Origin of the sequence: Microbacterium sp. ET2 (genome assembly GCF_030347395.1) — a bacterium.
Classification (GTDB): Bacteria; Actinomycetota; Actinomycetes; order Actinomycetales; family Microbacteriaceae; genus Microbacterium; species Microbacterium albipurpureum.
The window spans coordinates 1,629,642-1,651,273 of the sequence record NZ_CP128170.1 but is presented as its reverse complement, the minus strand read 5'-3'; the positions used below and the strand labels follow the sequence as shown (position 1 = coordinate 1,651,273).

Genomic DNA, 21,632 nt, shown 5'->3' with positions numbered 1-21,632 from the left:
CGCTGTCACGGCCCGCGGACGGGTGGAGCTCGCACCGCCGATACGATCGACGGATGATCCGCACCCCCGAGGCGCTGCGCAGCCGCCTGGCTGAGGCCCGCCGCGACGCCCCGGGCTCGACGGTGGCGCTCGTGTCCACGATCGGCTCGCTCCACGACGGTCACATCGATCTCATCGACACCGCCCGTGAGCGTGCGGAGATCGTCGTGGTCTCGACGTTCGTCAACCCGCTGCGCTTCGGCACGACGGCCGACTTCGAGGCGTATCCGCGCACCCCCGACGCCGACCGTCTGCTGCTGGAGTCACTCGGCGTCGACGTGGTGTTCGCCCCCGAGACCGCCGACCTCCTGCCGCACGGCACGGCGACGACGAAGATCAGCGCCGGCGACCTGGGTCTGCGGTACGAGGGGCGGTTCCGGCCGTACTACTTCGACGGCCTGCTCACCGTCGAGGCGAAGCTCTTCCACCTCGTCGAGCCCGATGTCGCCGTCTACGGGCTCCGCGACCGGCAGCGGATCTTCCTGGTCGAACGGATGATCCGCGACCTCTTCATCGACGTCGACGTCGCCACCGTCGAGACCGTACGCGGCGATGACGGGCTGCCCGTCTCGACCCGTGCGTCACTGCTCGAAGACCGCGATCGCCAGGCCGCCGGAAAGCTGACGAAGGCCCTCGACGCCGCGGCCTCGAACGCCGACCGCGGGGTCGACGCGTGCATCGCCGCGGCCCAGTCCTCGCTGATGGGCGAGCCGCGGATCAACCTCGAGTACCTCACCGTGGTGGACCCGGCCACCTTCCTTCCCGTCGACGAGGGCCATCGCGGGCGGGCATTGGCGCTGATCGCCGCGACCGTCGCCGGGCAGCGCTTCATCGACAACACCGAGATCTCGCTGCAGTGATCGCCGCGCTCACGCCCGCGCGACCGCCGGTGTGACCGTCCGCCGGGGCCGGACGCGAGCGACGGGCGCGCCGGTGCCCGTCGATACACTTGACGGCGACCCCGAGGAGCCTGTTCATGACTGATTCGACCGCGCCCGGCGCCGTTGACGACACCGACGCTTCCGAGCCCAGCGACGAAGAGGTCTTCGAGCAGAAGGCGGTGCGTCTGGCCAAGCGGGAGCGGCTCATCTCCGAGCGGACGGATGCCGCCGGTGGCGCCTACCCCGTGGCGGTGCCGCTGACCGACACCATCCCCGCGCTCCGCGCGCGGTTCGGCGACCTCGAGGCAGGCGCCGAGACGGGCGTGACAGCGGGGGTCGCCGGACGGGTCGTCTTCAGTCGCAACACCGGCAAGCTGTGCTTCGCCACCCTGCAGTCGGGCGACGGCAGTCGCATCCAGGCCATGATCTCCCTCGCCGCCGTAGGCGAGGAGTCCCTTCAGCGGTGGAAGGAACTGGTCGACCTCGGCGATCACGTCTTCGTCTCGGGCGAGGTCATCTCCAGCCGTCGCGGAGAGCTGTCGATCATGGCCGCTTCGTGGGAGATCGCCGCGAAGGCCGTGCTGCCCCTTCCCAACGTCTACGGCGAGCTGAGCGAAGAGGGCCGGGTGCGAAGCCGCTTCCTCGACCTCATCGTCCGCGATCAGGCCCGCGCGACCGTGCGCGCACGCGCCGCGGTGAACGCAAGCCTCCGGCAGACCTTCACCGCTCACGACTTCATCGAGGTCGAGACCCCGATGCTCCAGGTGCAGCACGGCGGCGCATCCGCGCGCCCCTTCGTCACGCACTCCAACGCCTTCGACACCGAGCTCTACCTGCGCATCGCGCCGGAGCTGTTCCTCAAGCGCGCGGTGGTCGGGGGGCTCGACAGGGTCTTCGAGATCAACCGGAACTTCCGCAACGAAGGCGCCGACTCCACGCACAGCCCCGAGTTCGCGATGCTCGAGGCCTACCAGGCCTACACCGACTACCACGGAATCGCCGACCTCACCCAGGAGCTCATCCAGAACGCCGCCGTCGCGGTCGCCGGGTCGACGACGGTCACCTGGGCCGACGGCACGGTGTACGACCTGGGCGGGCAGTGGGAGAGGCTGTCGATGTACGACTCTCTTTCGGATGCCGCGGGCCGAGCGATCACCCCCGACACGTCGCTGGACGATCTGCTGACCTTCGCCGCCGAAGTCGGCGTCGAAGCGCCGCCGCATGCCACCCACGGCAAGCTCGTCGAGGAGCTGTGGGAGCACTTCGTCAAGCCGGGCCTGACGCGCCCCACCTTCGTGATGGACTTCCCCGTCGACACCAGTCCACTCGTGCGCGAGCACCGGTCGGTTCCGGGACTGGTGGAGAAGTGGGACCTGTACGCCCGCGGCTTCGAGCTCGCCACCGGGTACTCCGAGCTCGTGGACCCCGTCATCCAGCGTGAGCGGTTCGTCGAGCAGGCGAAGCTCGCCGCGCGCGGCGACGTCGAGGCCATGCGCATCGACGAGGAGTTCCTCCGCGCCCTCGAGCACGGCATGCCGCCCACGGGCGGCATGGGCATGGGGATCGACCGGCTCCTCATGGCGATCACGGGGCTCGGCATCCGCGAGACGATCCTCTTCCCGCTCGTGAAATAGCCGGTCACCCCGCAGCCCCCATCGCATCCTCCGGGCGCCACACCCCGGTGCGGGCGAAGGCCCACTCCGGCAGGTGGCCGCTGCGCACCATCGCCTGGACGATCCCGGTGAGGCCATGGGTCGGGTCGATCGCGGCGGCCTGTCCGACGAACCACTCCGCGTGGGTCGATCGGCCGAGCGCCCACGAGAGCCACGCGCAGACCGCGAGGGGTCCGGGCCGGGTGGCTCGGGGCGCTGCGGCGGCCACCCGGCGAGTGACCTCGAGCGCGCCGCGGAGGCGTTCGGCCGAGGGCTGCGCACCCTCACCCCACATGCGCTTGGCGACCTCGGCGGGGTACGGCTCTCCCGCTTCCCACCGCAGCTGCGCAGCCATCGCCTCATCGCCACGGTCGATGTCGTCGCACCACTGAACCAGCGCCACATCCCGGGTCGCCGGCCGCTCGAGGCACCACAGCAGCAGGGCCGCATCGAACGGATCGAGCATCTCGGGGTTCCAGCTCAGCGCCTCTTCGAACAGGGCCGGGAGGTCGTCGAGCAGGCACACCGCTTCGAGTCCGCGCGGGTCGATACGGGCGGTCGATCCGGTCGCGCTCGACCCGAACCCCCCGATCGCGACGCGGATCGCCTGCAGCGCGTTCCCTACCCTCTCCTTCTCGGCGAGGTCGACCGCGGGGAGCGCGGCTCCGGTCCACTGATCGCCGTCCGCGAGGGGAAGCCCGGCGCGGTCGGCGGGCGACGCGTCGGCATCGAGGATCTCAGGCAGCGGCCGGCCGCCGGGCGGGGTGTCGGCGTCGAGGTACGACGCCCAGCCGTCGGAGGCGCGGCAGAGCATGTCGACCACACGCAGGCCGCTTGAATCGGCCCGCGCTCGGATGCCCTCGGCCAGCGCCCTCGCGGGAGCGCTGCCGCCATCGAAACGCTCATCGGTGAACACCACCACCGCGAGCGCATCGGCCGCCTCGATCCGGCATACGAGCCCCACGTAGGTCGCCGCCGCCGCGTCGGTGTCGGCGACCGCCGGAAGGTCGATGCGCATCGCGCCGAGAGTGCGCGTGCCCTGGAAAGGGATGAGCACGACGCTGTCGGTCGGCACGTAGCCCAGCATGCGGGGGACGAAGGAGAGGAACTCGGCCGCGGTGGCGGCCTTCACGATCGTGGTCATGCCCCGACCTTCGTCGTCGGCGTCCGGGCGCGGGAGCTCGTCAGCACACTCTGTGGTCAACTCGCCCTCTCCGCCCGTTGTGCAGGAGAGGTTGCGCCGCCGCATCCGTCCTCTCCCGGGCCGTGCCCAGGGCCGCCCCGCGTATCCTGGAAGGCATGGATGGCTTTTGGATCGCAGCGGCGTGGACGCTCCTCCCCACCGTGGTGGTCAGCGCCCTCTTCTTCTGGATCCTGCGCAGCATCCTGCACGCCGACCGCAACGAGCGGCGTGCCTACACGCGCATCGAAGCGCAGGAGCGCGCCAAGCGCGGGCTTCCCCCTGCGTCGGCAGCGCCCGACGCACCCCCGGCCCCCGCCGGGCGCTGATCGCTCGGCCCGCTACGCTGGCTCTGGGCGGGCGGGGCGAAACGGGGGAGCCGTGATCGAGATCACACTGGATGCGTCCTGGTGGCTCATCCTGGTGTTCGTCTTCGACATCATCGTGCGCATCCTCGCGGTCATCTACGTTCCGCGCAATCGCCGGCCCACCGCCGCGATGGCGTGGCTTCTGGCGATCTACTTCATCCCGCTCATCGGCGTCTTCCTCTTCCTGCTGATCGGCAACCCGCGGCTGCCGCGCAAGCGCCGTCGCCAGCAGGACGCCATCAACCAGTACATCCGCGACACCAGCGCGGGCCTCGACTTCGGCACGCTGCGCCCGCACGCGCCGCAGTGGTTCCAGTCGCTGGTGACGATGAACCGCGCCCTCGGCGCGATGCCCCTCGCCGGGGACAACGACGCACACCTGATCTCCGACTACCAGAAGAGCCTCGACGAGATGGGCGAGGCCATCCGTGCCGCGGAGCGGTACGTGCACGTGGAGTTCTACATCCTCCAAACCGACGCCTCGACCGAGAAGTTCTTCGCCGCCCTCGAGGAGGCGTGCGCCCGAGGGGTCGTCGTCCGCGTCCTGCTGGATCACTGGGCCAACCGCGGCAAGCCGTTCTACAGGCAGACACTCCGCCGCCTCGATGCGATGGGCGCCCACTGGCGTCTGATGCTCCCGGTGCAGCCGCTGAAGGGGAAGTATCAGCGCCCTGACCTGCGCAACCACCGCAAGCTCCTCGTCATCGACGGCAAGGTCGGCTACATGGGCTCGCAGAACGTCACCGACTCCACCTACAACCTGCGCAAGAACATCAAGCGGGGGCTGCACTGGGTCGACCTCATGGTGCGGCTGCACGGCCCCGTCGTGGCATCCATCAATGCCGTCTTCCTCAGCGACTGGTACAGCGAGACCGACGAGATCCTCACCGACGAGATCGACCTGTTCAAGGTCGATTCCAGCCACGGCGACCTCGACTGCCAGATCGTGCCCTCCGGGCCCGGCTTCGACTCCGAGAACAACCTGCGCCTGTTCGCGGCGCTGCTGTACTACGCCCAGCGCCGCATCATCATCGTCAGCCCGTACTTCGTGCCCGACGAGGCGCTGCTGCTGGCCATCACGACCGCCTGCCAGCGCGGACTCGAGGTGGAGCTGTTCGTCTCGGAGGAGGGCGATCAGGCGATGGTCTACCACGCCCAGCGCAGCTACTACGAGGCGCTGCTGCGCGCCGGCGTGAAGATCTGGATGTACCGCAAGCCCTACATCCTGCACTCCAAGTGCATGACGATCGACGATGAGATCGCCGTCATCGGATCGAGCAACATGGACATGCGCTCGTTCGGTCTGAACATGGAGATCTCGATGCTCGTGCGCGGCGAGGAGTTCGTGCGGGAGATGCGCGAGGTCGAGGACAAGTACCGTTCGCTCTCCCGCGAACTCACCCTCGAGGAGTGGCAGAAGCAGCCGCTGCGCTCGACCGTGCTCGACAACATCGCGCGCCTCACGTCGGCGCTGCAGTAGCGTGCGAGCGAAGACGGATGACGCGGGCCGCCGTTCGCGGCATGATGTGGACATGACACGACCTCGCCTGGTTCTCGCCCTCGCTGTTCTCGGAGCGGGGGCGATGATGCTCGCCGGCTGCGCGACCCCGTCCGGTGGCGGGGCCGGCGCCGGGTCGGGATCTGCGGAGCCGGCGCCGTCTGGATCCGCGTCTCCGTCGCCGGAGGCGTCGTCGGGGGAGTCGTGGGGACGGACGACGTGGAGGCCGCATGGCTCGACGGCGGGCGCGGCGTGGGGCTCGTCACGTATGGCTCGTCGTCCTGCCTTCCGGTGGTCGGCGAGCCGACGTACGCCGACGGGGTGCTCACGGTCGACATCAGCGACCCCGACGGTGAGGCCTGCACCCGCGATCTCGTGCCGCGCGGGTCATACGTGGGGTTGCCGGAGGGAGTCGACCCGACCCGCGAGCTCGAGATCGTCGTCACGGGCACGTATGCCGACGACACCGACCTCGACGGCCTCGAGGGCGACATCGCGGTGCCCGAGGAGTTCGCTCCCAGCGCCGGATGGGCCGATGACGACATGATGCTGATCCTCAGTTGGGGCTCGTCGACCTGCCCTCCGGTGCTGGAGTCCGCCGAGGCTGCGGGCGCCGAGGTGCTCGTGCGATTCGCCGAGCCGGTCGCCGACCAGGTGTGCACCGCCGACATGGCGCCGCGGGTCACCGTCGTCGCGGTCACCGGAGACGTCGACGACGATGCGGCCGTCACGGCCGTGCTGTCGGGCGGCGATTTCGCCGACATCCGGGTCCCGGTCCTCGGGAACCCCTAGCCGCCGCGCTTCGCCGCGCGCTTCGCGCCCGCGCTTCGCGCCCGCGCGCTTCGCCTGTCGCCGCGCCCTGCGCTCCCCGCGCTCGCCTGTCACATCTTGCGCATCCCCGCGGCACTTTCGGCCAGGCGAACGTCCGCTGTGTCTGTCGACGTGGTTTCGCCTGGCGCAAAGCGCGACGGGGACACGCCGATTGCGACCAGCGAAGAGGGGAGGCGAGGTCGCCGTCCGCTCCTGCACAGGCGAGGCGGCGACAAAGTCGCCCACAGATCCAGCGCACGCGATGCCGGTGGCCGCGCCTCTCGGACAGCGTTGCGGCATGCCTCGAGAATCCCTCCCCGCAGAACTCGGACCATACTTCCACGTGAGGGACGCGCTGCGCGCCGGTGTGAGCCGTGCTCGCCTTCGTCACCCGTCTCTTCGGCGTCCGTTCCATGGCGTCCGCTCCCTCGATCCCGGCCGGGGCTCGCCGTGGCCCGACTCGATCTTCGGTGCGCGGGGTGCGCCCGAGGATGCTCACATCGACAGGGCGCGTGCCTATGCCGCGGTCGCTGCCGAAGGCGCTTTCTTCAGCCACGTCACCGCAGCGGCGATATGGGGGTTGCCGCTCCCTCCGAAACTCCTGCGGGATGACACGATCGATGTCTCCGTGTGGGCCCCGGGACGGGCGCCGCGCGGTCGAGGTGTGCGGGGGCATCAAGCCCACGAGGCGCTGGCGCACGTCCGGCGGCACCCGGCGACCGGCCTTCTCGTGACGAGTCCCGCGACCACGTGGGCCGCACTGGCAGCCGTATTGCCGAACGTGCGCGACGTCGTCGCCGTCGGCGACGCGGCTGTTCGCAGCTGGAGGACCACGCCCCTCGCCCAGCTGCATGAACTGACTGCCGCAGCCGGCGCCGGACGGCGGGTGGGGGTGGCGCGTCTGCGAGAGGCGCTCCCTCAGATCCGAACCCGGTCGGCGTCACGGCCGGAGACCCATCTGCGCCTCGTCGTCGTCGACGCCGGATTGTCCGAGCCGGAGCTGAACTACGAGGTCTTCGACGCAGGGATGTACCTCGGCGCACTCGATCTGGCATACCCGCGGCTGAAGATCGGCCTGGAATACGAGGGGGAGCACCACCTTCTCGATCCGGACCAGTGGGCCCGAGACATCGCGAGATACGAGCGCCTCACCGCCGCCGGCTGGATCATCGTCCGGGTGACGAAAACGCAGCTGTTCTCCGACCCCGCAGAGCTTGTCGCCCGTGTGCGGAGGGCCATCACCGCTCGGGCCCAGGGATGAGCCCTTCGCTTGTCGCAAAGTGACGCGGTCGCTCGCCGTTTGCGTCCAGCGAACGGCGGGCACGCTCGTTCACTGGACGCACGTTGTCGCGGGCGACAGCCGAATGCGACAACCGGATTCGCGGGCCGGGTGCGCGCGGCGCTCGCGCGCGGATCAGTCGGCGCGCACCAGCAGTTCGCCGATCTCGCAGTCCAGCACGCGGCAGATCGCCGACAGAGTGGAATAGCGGATGGCGCGAGCCCGGTCGTTCTTCAGCACCGACAGGTTCACCACCGACACCCCCACCAGTTCCGACAGGCGGGTCAGCGTCATCCCTCGGGCCTCGAGCAGCTCGTCGAGGCGGCAGTGGACCCCGGTGGGGCCCTCGTCCTCAGCCGGGGTCACACGAGTCCCTCGGTGTCTCGCTGGAGGCGCGCGCCGGTCTGGAATGCGGCCGCGATGAGGAGCAGGGCGAAAGCCCACCCGACCGAGGCGAGGTCGAGGTTCAAGCTCAGGAAGGCGAAGCCGTCACGCGGACCCGCGGAATCGGCGCCGCCGGTGACTTCTCGGGAGCCCAGGAAATCGACCACCGATGCGCGGGCGAAGGCGCCGGCGATCTGCGATCCGAGGCCCCCGATCATGACGCCGATCGCGGCGACCGAGATCGCGTTCGCCAGCGCCGGGGTGAAGGGCCGTCCGGCCAGCAGCGCCATAGCGATCCACCCGACCGCGACGACGATGGCGAGGGTCGCGATCGCCGGGAGCGCACCCTCCAGATACAGCAGCCAGCGAGTCGAGGAGGGCAATCCGATCACTTCGATCCAAGCGGACTCGTAGCTTCCGGCCACCACCCCCGGAACCCCGGACACGAAGTCCGGCAGCTCACCCCTCGTGACCGGCATGTCGGTGACCCGTCGTTCGTCGGACCCGAAGACATCGATCGCGCTCACGACGAGGCCGAGGACCGCGAACCCCCCGAGGAGTATCGCGCCGGTGGCGATCACGGAGACCACCGTCCTTTCGGCCCGCGTGAGATCACCGTTGCGCGGGGCGCTTCGTCGTGCACGGAACATGACGACGATCGCGAAGCATATGGTCGCCAGGGGAATGAGTGTCCAGGTCAGAAGGGCGGTCACCGCCATCACAGCATCCTATCGATAAACGTTAATATCGAAAAACGATAAGACAGAGGATGTCGCGACGCAACCCTCGTACGCCGACGGTGGGCGAGCGCCATCGCGACGACGCTATGCCCACGGCGAACACGGGCGTCCGCCCGGGGCCCGCTGGCTACCCTCGATGTAAGACGCAGGGGGAGAGTCGACCCGAAGCGTCCTGGAGGAGAGTGAACGATGTTCGAGAGATTCACCGACCGAGCCCGTCGTGTGGTTGTGCTCGCCCAAGAAGAGGCGAAGATGCTCAACCACAACTACATCGGCACCGAGCACATCCTGCTCGGGCTGATCCACGAGGGTGAGGGCGTTGCCGCGAAGGCGCTCGAGTCCCTCGGCATCTCGCTCGACGCCGTGCGCGAGCAGGTGCAGGACATCATCGGACAGGGGCAGCAGCAGCCCACCGGCCACATCCCCTTCACGCCTCGCGCGAAGAAGGTGCTCGAGCTGTCGCTGCGCGAAGCGCTGCAGCTCGGCCACAACTACATCGGCACCGAGCACATCCTCCTCGGCCTCATCCGCGAGGGCGAGGGCGTCGCAGCCCAGGTGCTCGTCAAGCTCGGCGCCGACCTGAACAAGGTGCGCCAGCAGGTCATCCAGCTGCTCTCGGGCTACCAGGGCAAGGAGCCCGCCGGCGTGTCCACCGGTGCCGGCGAGCAGCAGACCTCGGGCCCTCAGGGCGGATCGCAGGTGCTCGACCAGTTCGGACGAAACCTCACGCAGGCTGCGCGCGACAACAAGCTCGACCCCGTGATCGGCCGGGAGAAGGAGATCGAGCGGGTCATGCAGATCCTCTCGCGCCGCTCCAAGAACAACCCCGTCCTCATCGGTGAGCCCGGTGTCGGCAAGACGGCCGTCGTCGAGGGCCTCGCCCAGGCGATCGTCAAGGGCGATGTGCCGGAGACGCTCAAGGACAAGCAGCTGTACTCCCTCGACCTCGGCTCGCTCATCGCCGGTTCCCGCTACCGCGGTGACTTCGAGGAGCGTCTGAAGAAGGTCACGAAGGAGATCCGAACCCGCGGCGACATCATCGTCTTCATCGACGAGATCCACACGCTGGTGGGCGCGGGTGCTGCCGAGGGCGCGATCGACGCGGCATCCATCCTCAAGCCCCTGCTCGCGCGAGGCGAGCTGCAGACGATCGGCGCCACGACGCTGGATGAGTACCGCAAGCACTTCGAGAAGGATGCTGCGCTCGAGCGTCGCTTCCAGCCGATCCAGGTCGCGGAGCCGAGCCTGCCGCACGCGATCAACATCCTGAAGGGCCTCCGCGACCGGTACGAGGCGCACCACAAGGTGCAGATCACGGATGGCGCGATCGTCGCCGCCGCGAACCTCGCCGACCGCTACATCTCCGACCGGTTCCTCCCCGACAAGGCGATCGACCTGATCGATGAGGCGGGCGCGCGCCTGCGTCTGTCGATCCTGTCGTCGCCTCCCGAGCTCCGCGAGTTCGACGACAAGATCGCCAAGGTCCGCGAGGACAAGGAGCGCGCGAGCGAGGAACAGGACTTCGAGAAGGCGGCGTCGCTGCGCGACGAGGAGAAGTCGCTTCTGGCCGAGCGGCTGCGCCTGGAGAAGCAGTGGAGAAGCGGCGATGTCGCGTCGCACGCGGTCGTCGACGAAGGTCTGATCGCCGAGGTGCTCGCGCAGGCCACCGGCATCCCGGTGTTCAAGCTCACCGAGGAGGAGTCCAGCCGCCTCGTCTTCATGGAGAAGGCCCTGCACCAGCGGGTCATCGGCCAGGAGGAGGCGATCGCCGCGCTGTCGAAGACGATCCGTCGTCAGCGTGCGGGCCTGAAAGACCCCAAGCGCCCGTCGGGCTCGTTCATCTTCGCCGGGCCCACCGGCGTCGGAAAGACCGAGCTGGCCAAGGCCCTGGCCGAGTTCCTCTTCGACGACGAGTCGGCGCTGATCTCGCTCGACATGTCGGAGTTCGGTGAGAAGCACACCGTCTCGCGGCTGTTCGGCGCCCCTCCCGGGTTCGTCGGCTTCGAGGAGGGCGGCCAGCTGACCGAGAAGGTGCGGCGGAAGCCGTTCTCGGTCGTCCTGTTCGACGAGATCGAGAAGGCTCACCCCGACATCTTCAACTCGCTCCTGCAGATTCTCGAAGAAGGTCGCCTCACCGACGGTCAGGGCCGTGTGATCGACTTCAAGAACACCGTCATCATCATGACGACGAACCTCGGTTCCTCGGCGATCGCAGGCGGTCCCGTCGGGTTCCAGGTGGAGGGCGACCAGGGCACGACCTACGACCGGATGAAGGGCAAGGTCAACGAGGAGCTCAAGCGCAACTTCAAGCCCGAGTTCCTCAACCGTGTCGACGACATCATCGTCTTCCCGCAGCTGAACAAGGACGAGCTGCGTCAGATCGTGGGGCTGTTCACCAAGCGCCTCGGCGAGCGTCTGCTCGACCGCGACATGTCGGTGGAGCTGACGGATGCCGCGAAGGACAAGCTCATCGAGGTCGGGTTCGACCCGGCGCTCGGCGCCCGGCCGTTGCGCCGCGCCATGCAGCGCGAGGTGGAGGACCGTCTGTCGGAGAAGATCCTCCACGGCGAGCTCGAGCCCGGCGACCACGTGAAGGTCGACGTCGAGAACGGCGAGTTCGCCTTCGAGCACGGCCCGCGCGGCGACAAGGTGGCCGTGGGTGTCGGTGCTGCCGGCGAGATCACCGCGACGCCGGACATCGTCGCCGGAGGCTGAGCGCGTCACACCGACAGGGGCGGGTGCCGGGGATCCGGCGCCCGCCCCTTCGTCTGTCAGTGCCGAGAACGGGGCGTATCGTGGACCCGATGTCCGAGTACACCGTCCGCCCCGCGCGCACCGCCGACATCCGCGGCATCCAGACTCTTCTGGAGCCATACGTGCAGAAACGCATCCTGCTCGGCAAGGACCTCGTGGTGCTGTACGAGTCGACCCAGCAGTTCGTCGTCGCCGAGAGTGCCGACGGGGTTCTGATCGGATGCGGCGCACTGCACGTCATGTGGGAGGACCTCGGTGAGGTGCGCACCCTCATCGTCGCGGATGAGTGGCTGCATCACGGCGTCGGCCGCGCGCTCGTCGACCGCTTGGAGGAGAACGCGCGCACGCTGGGACTCACCCGGCTGTTCTGCCTGACCTTCGAGGTCGACTTCTTCCGCAGCCGGGGGTTCGACGAGATCGGCGAGCAGATCGTGGACCCCGACGTGTACTCGCAGCTGGTGCGGAGCCCCGACGAGGGCATCGCCGAGTTCCTCGATCTCGCACACGTGAAACCGAACACCCTCGGCAACACGCGAATGCTCAAGAGTCTCTGATCTCGACCGAGCCCTTATACCGCCCTTCGGGTGGCGGGGCAAGCGTCCGAGGGAATCGTCCAGCGTCTGCTCAGATAGGGAGAGCGTCCCACCCGGAGCGCCCACACGGCCCCATGGCCCAACCCACAAGGAGAGATCATGCTCTGGACCATTCTCGGCCTCATCGTCATCGGCCTCATCGCCGGTCTCATCGCTCGCGCCGTCATCCCCGGCAAGCAGAGCATGGGCATCCTGCTGACCATCGTGCTCGGCATCGTCGGCTCGTTCGTCGGCGGATTCCTCGGATTCCTGATCTTCGGCGCTGACCCCATGGGCGGCTTCCTGCAGCCCTCCGGCATCATCGGCTCGATCATCGGCGCCATCATCGTGCTGGGGATCTACGTCCTCGTCACGCGCAACCGCAGCGTCACCCGCTGACCGACGGCTCCGCGCCGGCGCGCCCGCCTCACGGCGGCGCGCCGGCGCTGTCGTATCCCAGGGCTCCAGGGCGTGCCGTCCCGGGCGGGCGGCGACCGCGACCTAGCCTGGTCGCATGACCGAAACCGTCACGCGTCGGCGCCATTCCCCGGCGGTCTATCGCCGGCGGCGCCTCGCGGTGCTCCTCGGTCTGCTCGCCGTCATCGCCCTCGTGGTGTGGCTGGTCGTCGCACCGCCCTGGCGCGGCTCGGCCGCTGATGGTCCCGCACCCGTCGCATCTCCAACGCCGACGGGAGACCCCGTCGCCAGCGACCTTCCCGCGTTGGAGTCCGACGGATCCGCGGCAACACCGACTCCGGGCCCGAGCGACGCGACGACCGCACCGGATGCCGAGACCTCCGAGACCCCGGATGACGCTGCGGGGACGAGCTCGGCAGAGCCGTGCGTACCCGGAGATCTGCTCGTCGAGGCCGTCACCGACAAGACCGAGTACGCCTCAGGGGAGAACCCGCAGCTGTCGATCCGGCTCACGAACAACGGCGACGCGTGCACGCTGAATGTCGGCACGACGGGTCAGGTGTTCACGGTGATGAGCGGCAACGACACCTGGTGGAAGTCCACCGACTGTCAGGCGGAGCCGAGCGACCTGATGGTGCTGCTCGAAGAGAACCAGGTCGTCACCAGTGCGGCACCGATCACGTGGGACCGCACGCGATCGTCGGTGGAAACCTGCGGCGCGACTGAACGCCAGGCTGCGCCCGCGGGAGGCGCGTCGTACCACCTGTACGTCTCGATCGGCGGCGTGAACTCGACGAACACCGCCCAGTTCCTGCTCCTCTGAGCGGTCCGCCTCGGCGAGCGACGGTCGGCGCCCAGGAAGTCGGAACCGATATATCGTCTGACCGGGTGATATACCGGCCCGGCCGCGGCGTGTGGGCGCCGCGGCCGGGTTAGAGTTGGCTGGTCCCTGGACTAAGAAGCGCGTTCGGTGTCCCCAGCACCGGGTCGGCGTCCCCCAAATAGCCGACCCGTCCGAATCCCCAGTCGGTCATCGTGCTTCAGACGGGATTGCGGTCCCCTCGCATCGATGCGGTCGATGCGAGGGGACTCACATGCTGTGAACGATCAGTCGGCCCCCATGCCCCCTCGGCTCCCAGCTTCCCCAGTTGGATCGAGCGGCTTGTGATAGCCCCAGCCCCGCTCGATCGCCGTGATCACACTAGCCGCCGCCGAGCGGCCTTGTCCACCGTTTGGGGGACAAGATTTTTCTTCTTCTCCGCGGGCGAGGGAATTCGCGGGACTCCCGACGTCTCTTCGTCGGCGTGTCCCCCATTTGGGGGACAGCGAAATGCCGATGCATCGACGTATCCTGGAGGGGTCCATCGGGTGAGCGGTCGTCGTTGTCCCCAGCAGCGAGTTCGTCCCCAGCGAGCGTCCAGACGTGCCCCGATGGGCATGGCCCTTCCGCCGATCCTCTCCTCGCAGGGGTTCTCCGGGAGGGCCATTGACGTTCCCTTAAGCTGGACGGATGGCGGCGAAGAAGCGCGCTCGACAAGCGCCCGACCTGGAGTTCCGCAACACCGCGCTCAGCGACGCTCTCCAGACGCAGGACATCGCCGCGGTGGCGTTCGCCCTTCGGCACGGACCCACCGTCGTCCCGCTGTTGCGCGCCGGCGCGCGGGATGACCCTCGTGACGCGGGCGAGGTGTGGACCTACCGCGACCCCGAATCGGGTGACCTCGCCCTCCTGCTGTTCAGCGATGCCGCTCACAAGCCCGAGAGCCTGCCGCCCACGGTGGCGCTGCAGTCGCCGGCCTGGCTGCGGGCCTTCCTCGGACGCCACCGCGAAGCGGTCAAGACAGTGTTCTTCGACATAGCCGGTCCGCACCCGATGCAGGCGTCACCCGACGATCTCATCGCCGCGCTCGACGCCTGACGCGGCCTGGCCCGGAGGCGGCAGCGTGACAGCTGTCACGCCGGCCCTGGCAGCGTGTTGAGCGCAGGGCCCGCCCCGCCGCGCACGGGAGGAGAACGGCGCAAGCGAGGTTGCTGCGCGGCGAGGGTGCCTCCGGTGTGCCGATCTCCTCCCGTGTGCGGGCGAAATGCGTGCACGAGCCCGGGCAACGTCCGGACGGCCGGCAGGCGACGAGCCGGCGAGCGCGCGACGCGGCCCGCGGCCGGGCGTAGTGTCACGCGCGGGCGCGACGCGGCCCGCGGCCCGCTGGGCAGATCGCCGCGCTCGACGCCTGACGCGGCCCGCGGCCGGGCGAAGTCTCACGCGCGGGCGCGAGGCGGCCCGCGGCCCGCTGGGCAGCGCGTCGAGCACGGGGCCTGGTCCCGCGCCGCCCTCAGAAGTCGGGAACGTCCTGCAGGCGACCCGACGCGTGGGGCACGAGGTCGCGGAGCGCCGCGGCGAGATGACCGGATGACGCGTCGACGACCGTCGCGTAGCCGAGGCGGCCCGCCTCGGAGCGCCGCTGCGCGGCTTGCGTGACCGGCCGGACCTCGCCAGCGAGCGTGAGTTCGCCGATCGCGGCGACTCCGCGCGCCAGCGCGCGGTCGCGCATCGAGTTCACCACCGCGACCGCGATGGCCAGATCTGCTGCGGGTTCGAGCAGGCGCACCCCGCCGACGGTGGAGACGTAGACGTCGCACGCCGAGACCTTCAGATTCAGGCGCTTCTCGATGACCGCAAGGATCATCGCCACCCGGGCGCCGTCCACGCCGCTCACGACGCGGCGTGCGTTCGGCGACGCCGTGGGGATCGTCAGCGCCTGGATCTCCACCGGCATCGCCCGGCGACCCTCGAGCGCGATGGTGACGCACGTGCCGGGGACCGGGTCGCCGTGGCCGAGGAACAGGGCGCTGGGGTCGGGGACCTCGGCGATCCCCTCGCCGGTCATGTCGAAGCATCCGACCTCGTCTGTGGGGCCGAACCGGTTCTTCAGGGCCCTGACGAATCGGAGCGAGGTCTGCCGGTCGCCCTCGAACTGGCAGACGACGTCGACGAGGTGCTCGAGGATGCGGGGGCCCGCGATCGTGCCGTCTTTCGTGACATGTCCGACGAGGATCGTCGGCAGGGCCCGCTCCTTGGCTACGCGGATGAGAGTCGAAGCGACCTCGCGGACCTGGCTCGGGTGCCCGGCCGCACCGTCGGACAGCGCGGACGACACGGTCTGCACCGAGTCGACGATCAGCAGGTCGGGAGCGACTTCGTCGATGTGACCGAGGATGGTGGCCAGGTCGGTCTCGCTGGCCAGATACAGCTCGTCGTGGAGGGCGCCGGTGCGCTCCGCGCGGAGGCGCACCTGAGCGAGTGATTCCTCGGCGCTGGCGTACAGCACGCGCTGGCCGCTGCGCGCCGCGTGCACCGCCACCTCGAGCAGCAGCGTCGACTTGCCGACTCCCGGCTCGCCGGACAGGAGGATGGCGGCGCCGGGCACGAGGCCCCCGCCGAGCACGCGATCGAACTCGCCGACCCCCGTCGTCCGCCGCGGAGCATCCCGCGTATCGACCGCGGTGATCGGTCGCGCTGCGCGCTGCGCACCCGGAGCGACCGGCGTGATCTGCGTCGTGATGCCGGTCTGCTCCGCGGCTTCGACGACCGTGCCCCACTGCTGGCACTCGCCGCACCGCCCGACCCAGCGGGCCGTCGTCCACCCGCACTCCGTGCACCGGTACGGCGCGGTGGTGGCGGTGCGACGGGGCATGCTGCGACCTTAGCCGGGGCCTGCGACATCCCATCCGCTCTCCGTCGGCGAGGCGCTGCAACCCCCCAGTCGCAGCACCTCGCCCCGGTGAGAAATGGTCAGGCGTCCTTGCCGAAGACCTGAGACTCCATGGCGTCGTATCCCTCTGCCTGAGGGTCGCCGTGGCGCCCCCCGGACAAAGCGTATTCCTCCTCGGGCGAAAGCACGAGACGGTGACGGAAGAACAGGCCGAATCCGAGCAGGATGACGACGTACACGATCACGATCGCGATGATCGCCGGAAGGAAGGTGGGGTTCAGGAGGAACCCGACGAAGACGATCGCCGCGATCACCGCTGCCAGGACCGCGCCCGGCACGCCCCACGGGCTCCTGTAGGGGCGGGTGACGTTCGGGAACTTCCGCCGCAGCAGCACGAACGACACCATCTGCAGGAAGTAGGCCAGCACCGCACCCCACACCGCGATGTTCAGCACGATCGCGCCGGCGACCGCGCCGGCGCCCTCGTTCACCGCGGCAAGGGTGTCGAGAATCGCCAGCGCCACGAAGCCGATCGCCGCGCCGACGGTCAGCGCCACCCACGGGGTCTTGCGCTTGCCGGTCAGGGAGAGGAAGCGCGGGTAGTACCCGGCGCGGGAGAGGGAGTACATGTTGCGCCCGTAGGCGAACATGATCCCCTGCAGCGACGCGAGGAGACCGACGAGGGCGAGGAGGGCGAGGACCGCCGCCGCCTCATCGCCCACGATGGCGCGGAAGCCGTCGAGGAGCGGTTCACCGGCGACACCCGTCGCCTCCGCGCCGATGACGCCGGTGTTGAGGAAGAGGACGAGCAGCCCGGTGACGATGAGGGTGCCGCGAGCCCAGAAGCCCGCCTTCGGGATGTCGCGCACCGGGTTGTGCGACTCCTCCGCCGCCAGCGGCAGCTCCTCGATGCCGAGGAAGAACCACATCGCGAACGGCAGGGCGAACAGGATCGGCAGTACGCCGTGGGGCAGGAACGCGGACTGGCCCGGGTCGGGGGCGATGTCCCAGAGGTTCGCCCACTGGAACGCGCCCGAGAAGACCGCCATGAGCGAGAAGACGAGGATGATGCCGATCGAGATGACGGAGACGACGATCGCGAAGCGGAACGAGATCGCCGCTCCCGCGGAGTTCAGGGCGATGAACACCACGTACAGCACGAGCCACCACACCCAGGGCGGCAACGAGAGCCCCAGCAGCTCGCTCGTGATCGCGTCGGCGTAGGACGCCGAGAAATAGACGATGACGGCGGTGGTGGCGACGTACTCGATCGTCTCCGCGAGGCCGGTGACGAGCCCTCCCCAGGGGCCCATCGCCGAGCGGGCGAACGAGTACGCGCCGCCGGTGTGCGGCATCGCCGCCGCCATCTCGCCGATGGAGAAGATCAGTCCGTAGTACATGAGCACCAGTACGGCGAACGCGATCAGCATGCCGCCGAAGCCGGCGAAGTCGATGCCGAAGTTCCACCCCGAGAAGTCCCCCGAGATCACCGCGGCGACGGCGAGACCCCACAGGCCCCAGATTCCCGCGGCGCGTTTGAGTCCGCGCTTCTCGAAGTACTCCTGACCGGCTCGGGTATAGGTCGCGCCAGCGACCTTCTGCGACTCGCTTCTCGACTGTGACATCCGTCCTCCGTGCGCTCGGGTGCGGCGAGGTCTGCGCCTTGCGGATGATTGTGGACCTAATGGTGGGCTGTGTCTACCTTTATCTCGGCAGACCCGGTTACAGTGGTCGCGACCGGACCCCAGCGGTCGGCGACCGATCGGTCGAAAGGCCCATCGTTCAAAGGCGCCGCCGCCTGACGCCGGGGGAGCGCTGCACCACAGTGAGGAGCAAGGATGCCGGGAAACATGACTCCGCCCGAGTTGGCGGCCGCCATCGCGGCCGGCGAGGTCGATACGGTCATCGTCGGTTTCGCCGATGCCCAGGGTCGCCTGGTCGGCAAGCGGGTGTCGGCGCGCCTCTTCCAGGAGGAAGTGCTGCACCACGGGGCCGAGGCCTGCAACTACCTCCTGTCGGTCGACGTCGACATGAACACCGTCGACGGCTACACCATGGCCAGCTGGGAGACCGGGTACGGCGACATGATGCTGCTGCCCGACGTCGCGACCTTGCGCCGCATCCCCTGGCAGCCGGGAACCGCGCTGGTCATGGCCGACCTCGGGTGGGAGGGCGGCGAGCCGGTCTCGCAGTCCCCTCGCGCCATCCTGCAGGCACAGCGCGCCCGCCTCGCCGAGCGCGGACTCGTCGGGTTCAGCGGTACCGAGCTGGAGTTCATGGTCTTCGATGAGAGCTATCGCTCCGCGTGGGCCAAGGGGTATCGCGATCTCGCACCCTCCACCGATTACAACGTCGACTACGACATCCTCGCCTCCACCCGACTGGAGCCGCTGCTGCGTGACATCCGTCTGGGAATGGACGGGGCGGGCATGTACTGCGAGGGCGTCAAGGGCGAATGCAACCTCGGGCAGCAGGAGATCGCGTTCCGCTTCGCCGAGGTGCTCGAGACCGCCGACCAGCACACGATCTACAAGACGGGCGCCAAGCAGATCGCCGACCAGCACGGCAAGGCGATCACCTTCATGGCCAAGTTCAACGAGCGCGAGGGCAACAGCTGCCACATCCACCTCTCGGTGCGCTCGGAGTCGGGGGAGCCGGTGATGTCCGGTGACGGCCCCCACGGGTTCAGCCCGCTCATGCAGTCGTGGATCGCCGGGATCCTCGCCACGCTTCGCGAGTTCACCCTGCTCTACGCGCCGACGATCAACTCGTACAAGCGCTTCGCCAAGGGCAGCTTCGCGCCGACCGGCATCGCGTGGGGCGTGGACAACCGCACCTGTGCGCTGCGCGTGGTCGGGCACGGTTCGTCGCTGCGCGTGGAGAACCGGGTGCCCGGCGGTGACGTGAACCCCTACATGGCGATCTCCGCGATCATCGCCGGTGGCCTCCACGGGCTCGAGCACGACCTGCCGCTTCCCGACCCGCTCCGCGGGAACGCCTACGCCGCCGGCGTCGACCATCTGCCGACGACCCTCCGCGAGGCGGCGCGGCTCTTCGAGGAGTCGGCGATCGCGCGGGCGGCGTTCGGCGACGAGGTCGTCGAGCACTACCTCAACCAGGCGCGCATCGAGGTCGAGGCCTACGACGCCGCCGTGACCGATTGGGAGCGGGTGCGTGGTTTCGAGCGGCTCTGATGGCATCGGCATCGCGCGAACGAGGCGGCCCGTCATCGGCCTCACCACGTATCTCGAGCAGGCAGCACAGGGCGTGTGGGACGTGCGGGCCGCCTTCCTGCCCGAGGTGTACTTCGATGCCGTGACCGCCTCAGGCGGCATCGCGGTGCTCCTGCCGCCGCAGCCCGCGCCCGACGACGCCGCGCCCGCGGTCCTCGACGGGCTCGACGGACTGATCCTCACCGGTGGGGTCGACGTGCAGCCCGAGCTGTACGGCGCGCCGCGACATCCGCTCACTGACCCCGCCCGCGCCGACCGCGACGCGTGGGAGCTGGCGCTGTTCGCGGGCGCGGAAGAGAGACGGATGCCGGTGCTGGCGATCTGTCGGGGGATGCAGGTGGTCAACGTCACACGCGGCGGCACCCTGCATCAGCACCTTCCCGACGTGCTCGGCACGGAGAGGTACCGGCTGGGCGGCGGGGTCTTCGCGACGAACCCCGCCGAGGTCGAGGCGGGTTCGCGCCTCGCCGAGCTCGTCGGGGCCGGCACGCAGCACGTGCACAGCTACCACCACCAGGGCATCGACCGCCTCGGCGAGGGGCTCGCCGTCACCGCACGCACCGAAGACGGACTGGCCTACGCCGTGGAGGGCACCGGCGACGGCTACCTGCTCGGCGTGCAGTGGCATCCCGAACAGAACCTCGATGACCGCCGATTGTTCGCCGGGCTCGTGCGCGAGGCCGCCGACTACCGCGCCCGCTCGCGTGATGCGCAGTCAGCTCAGGAGGTGTCGGCATGAGCGACACGATCACCCTGGTCAACCCCGCCACCGGACGGGCGTTCCGCGAGATCCCGCGCGCAGGGCTCGCCGAGGTCGACGCCGCCATCGCGGGCGCCGTCGCGGCGCAGCGGACCTGGGCCGCGCTGGCCCCGGGCGCCCGCGCCGACGCGCTCCGCGGCTTCGCGCGCGTGGTCGAGGCGCACGTCGACGAGCTCGCCGCCCTCGAGGTGGAGAACTCCGGCCACCCGATCGGGTCGGCGAGGTGGGAGGCCTCGCACGTCGCCCAGGTGCTGAACTACTACGCGGGCGCCCCGGAGCGCCTGATCGGCCAGCAAATCCCCGTTGCCGGGGGCCTGGACGTGACGTTCCACGAGCCGTACGGCGTCATCGGCATCATTGTGCCGTGGAACTTCCCGATGACGATCGCCTCGTGGGGGTTCGCGCCGGCGCTCGCCGCCGGCAACGCCGTGGTGCTGAAGCCGGCCGAGCTGACGCCGCTCACCGCCATCCGTCTCGGCGAACTCGCCCTCGAGGCGGGGCTCCCCGAAGGGCTCTTCCAGGTCGTCACCGGGTCGGGTTCGGTCGTCGGGCAACGGTTCGTCAGCCATCCCGATGTGCGCAAGGTCGTCTTCACCGGCTCCACCGAGGTGGGGACGGATGTCGCGGCGGGCTGTGCCCGCATGCTGAAGCCGGTGACGCTGGAGCTGGGCGGCAAATCGGCCAACATCGTCTTCGCCGACGCCGACCTCGAACGCGCCGCCGCGAGTGCGCCCGGATCGGTGTTCGACAACGCCGGGCAGGACTGCTGCGCCCGCAGCCGCCTCCTCGTCGAACGCTCGGTCTACGACCGCTTCCTCGAGCTGCTCGAACCCGCCGTGCAGGCCTGGCGTGTGGGCGACCCCGGATCGGCCGACACCGACATGGGGCCGCTCATCTCCGCCGCGCACCGCGACACCGTCGCTGGCTTCCTCGACGGCGCCGACGTCGCTTTCTGTGGCGCAGCGCCGGCCGGCGAGGGGTTCTGGTTCGCGCCCACGGTTGTGCTCGCATCCCCCGGCGACCGCATCGCCCAGGAGGAGGTCTTCGGCCCGGTCGTCGCGGTGCTGCCCTTCGACGACGAGGCCGACGCGATCCGCCTCGCCAACGACACGATCTACGGCCTCGCCGGGTCGCTGTGGACCGAGAACCTCGGCCGCGCCGTGCGCGTCGCGCGTGGCGTCAAGAGCGGCGTGCTGTCGGTGAACTCCCACTCCTCGGTGCGGTACGCGACGCCCTTCGGGGGGATGAAGGCCTCGGGTCTCGGGCGAGAGCTCGGACCCGACGCCGCCGAGCATTTCACCGAGACCAAGAACGTCTTCTTCGCCACCGACTGACCCGCTTCGGTCGTTGAGCGA

19 protein-coding genes are annotated in these 21,632 nt (G+C 69.5%); 14 read left to right on the top strand and 5 right to left on the bottom strand.

Annotation, left to right across the window (positions count from 1 at the left end):
* The first annotated feature begins 53 nt into the window (after positions 1 to 53).
* Together panC and lysS are read left to right on the top strand one after the other, a co-directional pair.
* Positions 54 to 899, top strand: a complete 846-nt coding sequence (panC, locus tag QSU92_RS07935) for a pantoate--beta-alanine ligase (RefSeq protein WP_289265640.1) — start codon at positions 54 to 56, stop codon at positions 897 to 899.
* Between the two features lie 116 nt (positions 900 to 1,015).
* A complete protein-coding gene (gene lysS, locus QSU92_RS07930) occupies positions 1,016 to 2,554 on the top strand; it encodes a lysine--tRNA ligase (RefSeq protein WP_289265639.1) in 1,539 nt (512 codons plus the stop codon).
* 4 nt (positions 2,555 to 2,558) lie between these two features.
* On the opposite strand, the gene QSU92_RS07925 is transcribed toward lysS, so the two are convergent.
* The gene (locus tag QSU92_RS07925; protein WP_289265638.1) at positions 2,559 to 3,716 is read right to left on the bottom strand and encodes a DUF4192 family protein; all 1,158 of its coding nucleotides are present in this window, start codon (positions 3,714 to 3,716) and stop codon (positions 2,559 to 2,561) included.
* Positions 3,717 to 3,871: 155 nt separating this feature from the next.
* Here QSU92_RS07925 and QSU92_RS07920 point away from each other — a divergent pair, with 155 nt between their 5' ends.
* The 4 genes from QSU92_RS07920 to QSU92_RS07905 all read left to right on the top strand — a co-directional run bounded on the left by QSU92_RS07920 (position 3,872) and on the right by QSU92_RS07905 (position 7,689).
* A complete protein-coding gene (locus QSU92_RS07920) occupies positions 3,872 to 4,081 on the top strand; it encodes a hypothetical protein (RefSeq protein WP_179561397.1) in 210 nt (69 codons plus the stop codon).
* Between the two features lie 52 nt (positions 4,082 to 4,133).
* Positions 4,134 to 5,600, top strand: a complete 1,467-nt coding sequence (gene cls / locus QSU92_RS07915) for a cardiolipin synthase (RefSeq protein ID WP_289265637.1) — start codon at positions 4,134 to 4,136, stop codon at positions 5,598 to 5,600.
* Positions 5,601 to 5,822: 222 nt separating this feature from the next.
* Positions 5,823 to 6,410, top strand: coding sequence for a hypothetical protein (locus QSU92_RS07910; protein WP_289265636.1), 588 nt, complete (start codon positions 5,823 to 5,825; stop codon positions 6,408 to 6,410).
* Between the two features lie 316 nt (positions 6,411 to 6,726).
* Positions 6,727 to 7,689, top strand: coding sequence for an endonuclease domain-containing protein (locus QSU92_RS07905; protein ID WP_289265635.1), 963 nt, complete (start codon positions 6,727 to 6,729; stop codon positions 7,687 to 7,689).
* Positions 7,690 to 7,842: 153 nt separating this feature from the next.
* Here the strand turns inward: QSU92_RS07905 and QSU92_RS07900 are convergent, their stop codons facing one another.
* Both QSU92_RS07900 and QSU92_RS07895 read right to left on the bottom strand, forming a co-directional pair.
* Positions 7,843 to 8,073, bottom strand: coding sequence for a helix-turn-helix domain-containing protein (locus QSU92_RS07900; protein WP_141935772.1), 231 nt, complete (start codon positions 8,071 to 8,073; stop codon positions 7,843 to 7,845).
* Complete coding sequence (locus QSU92_RS07895) at positions 8,070 to 8,810, bottom strand: hypothetical protein (RefSeq protein ID WP_289265634.1); 741 nt, start codon at positions 8,808 to 8,810, stop codon at positions 8,070 to 8,072. The genes QSU92_RS07900 and QSU92_RS07895 overlap by 4 nt, the downstream gene beginning before the upstream one ends.
* Positions 8,811 to 9,020: 210 nt before the next feature.
* Between QSU92_RS07895 and QSU92_RS07890 the strand changes: the two genes are divergently transcribed.
* From QSU92_RS07890 to QSU92_RS07870, 5 genes are all read left to right on the top strand, one after another.
* Positions 9,021 to 11,546, top strand: a complete 2,526-nt coding sequence (locus tag QSU92_RS07890; protein ID WP_289265633.1) for an ATP-dependent Clp protease ATP-binding subunit — start codon at positions 9,021 to 9,023, stop codon at positions 11,544 to 11,546.
* A gap of 89 nt (positions 11,547 to 11,635) precedes the next feature.
* Positions 11,636 to 12,139, top strand: coding sequence for an amino-acid N-acetyltransferase (locus QSU92_RS07885; protein WP_289265632.1), 504 nt, complete (start codon positions 11,636 to 11,638; stop codon positions 12,137 to 12,139).
* A gap of 138 nt (positions 12,140 to 12,277) precedes the next feature.
* Entirely contained in the window at positions 12,278 to 12,556 is a 279-nt protein-coding gene (locus QSU92_RS07880; protein ID WP_141935764.1) for a GlsB/YeaQ/YmgE family stress response membrane protein, read from the top strand.
* A 115-nt stretch (positions 12,557 to 12,671) separates the two neighbouring features.
* A complete protein-coding gene (locus tag QSU92_RS07875) occupies positions 12,672 to 13,397 on the top strand; it encodes a hypothetical protein (RefSeq protein WP_289265631.1) in 726 nt (241 codons plus the stop codon).
* A gap of 687 nt (positions 13,398 to 14,084) precedes the next feature.
* A complete protein-coding gene (locus tag QSU92_RS07870; protein WP_289265630.1) occupies positions 14,085 to 14,492 on the top strand; it encodes a dehydrogenase in 408 nt (135 codons plus the stop codon).
* Between the two features lie 412 nt (positions 14,493 to 14,904).
* Here QSU92_RS07870 and radA read toward each other — a convergent pair whose 3' ends face one another.
* Positions 14,905 to 16,266: a DNA repair protein RadA gene (radA, locus tag QSU92_RS07865; protein WP_289265629.1), complete on the bottom strand. Its 1,362-nt coding sequence runs from the start codon at positions 16,264 to 16,266 to the stop codon at positions 14,905 to 14,907.
* Positions 16,267 to 16,364: 98 nt separating this feature from the next.
* A complete protein-coding gene (locus QSU92_RS07860; RefSeq protein WP_289265628.1) occupies positions 16,365 to 17,909 on the bottom strand; it encodes an amino acid permease in 1,545 nt (514 codons plus the stop codon).
* Between the two features lie 213 nt (positions 17,910 to 18,122).
* Here QSU92_RS07860 and QSU92_RS07855 point away from each other — a divergent pair, with 213 nt between their 5' ends.
* The 3 genes from QSU92_RS07855 to QSU92_RS07845 are packed head-to-tail and all read left to right on the top strand — an operon-like array spanning position 18,123 to position 21,611.
* Positions 18,123 to 19,478 carry a glutamine synthetase family protein gene (locus QSU92_RS07855; RefSeq protein ID WP_289265627.1) on the top strand — a complete coding sequence of 452 codons (1,356 nt, stop codon included), beginning with the start codon at positions 18,123 to 18,125 and terminating at the stop codon, positions 19,476 to 19,478.
* A complete protein-coding gene (locus tag QSU92_RS07850; RefSeq protein WP_289265626.1) occupies positions 19,459 to 20,256 on the top strand; it encodes a gamma-glutamyl-gamma-aminobutyrate hydrolase family protein in 798 nt (265 codons plus the stop codon). Before QSU92_RS07855 ends, QSU92_RS07850 begins: the two co-directional genes overlap by 20 nt.
* Positions 20,253 to 21,611 carry an aldehyde dehydrogenase family protein gene (locus QSU92_RS07845; protein ID WP_289265625.1) on the top strand — a complete coding sequence of 453 codons (1,359 nt, stop codon included), beginning with the start codon at positions 20,253 to 20,255 and terminating at the stop codon, positions 21,609 to 21,611. Before QSU92_RS07850 ends, QSU92_RS07845 begins: the two co-directional genes overlap by 4 nt.
* Positions 21,612 to 21,632: the final 21 nt, after the last annotated feature.

Bases quoted from the DNA above. Each gene is read 5' to 3' on its own strand.
- QSU92_RS07905 (WP_289265635.1), top strand. From the start codon at position 6,727: ATGCCTCGAGAATCCCTCCCCGCAGAACTCGGACCATACTTCCACGTG.
- QSU92_RS07880 (WP_141935764.1), top strand. From the start codon at position 12,278: ATGCTCTGGACCATTCTCGGCCTCATCGTCATCGGCCTCATCGCCGGT.
- QSU92_RS07920 (WP_179561397.1), top strand. From the start codon at position 3,872: ATGGATGGCTTTTGGATCGCAGCGGCGTGGACGCTCCTCCCCACCGTG.
- QSU92_RS07890 (WP_289265633.1), top strand. From the start codon at position 9,021: ATGTTCGAGAGATTCACCGACCGAGCCCGTCGTGTGGTTGTGCTCGCC.
- lysS (WP_289265639.1), top strand. From the start codon at position 1,016: ATGACTGATTCGACCGCGCCCGGCGCCGTTGACGACACCGACGCTTCC.
- QSU92_RS07870 (WP_289265630.1), top strand. From the start codon at position 14,085: ATGGCGGCGAAGAAGCGCGCTCGACAAGCGCCCGACCTGGAGTTCCGC.
- QSU92_RS07895 (WP_289265634.1), bottom strand. From the start codon at position 8,810: ATGGCGGTGACCGCCCTTCTGACCTGGACACTCATTCCCCTGGCGACC.
- radA (WP_289265629.1), bottom strand. From the start codon at position 16,266: ATGCCCCGTCGCACCGCCACCACCGCGCCGTACCGGTGCACGGAGTGC.
- panC (WP_289265640.1), top strand. From the start codon at position 54: ATGATCCGCACCCCCGAGGCGCTGCGCAGCCGCCTGGCTGAGGCCCGC.
- QSU92_RS07860 (WP_289265628.1), bottom strand. From the start codon at position 17,909: ATGTCACAGTCGAGAAGCGAGTCGCAGAAGGTCGCTGGCGCGACCTAT.
- QSU92_RS07885 (WP_289265632.1), top strand. From the start codon at position 11,636: ATGTCCGAGTACACCGTCCGCCCCGCGCGCACCGCCGACATCCGCGGC.
- QSU92_RS07855 (WP_289265627.1), top strand. From the start codon at position 18,123: ATGCCGGGAAACATGACTCCGCCCGAGTTGGCGGCCGCCATCGCGGCC.
- QSU92_RS07845 (WP_289265625.1), top strand. From the start codon at position 20,253: ATGAGCGACACGATCACCCTGGTCAACCCCGCCACCGGACGGGCGTTC.
- QSU92_RS07875 (WP_289265631.1), top strand. From the start codon at position 12,672: ATGACCGAAACCGTCACGCGTCGGCGCCATTCCCCGGCGGTCTATCGC.
- QSU92_RS07925 (WP_289265638.1), bottom strand. From the start codon at position 3,716: ATGACCACGATCGTGAAGGCCGCCACCGCGGCCGAGTTCCTCTCCTTC.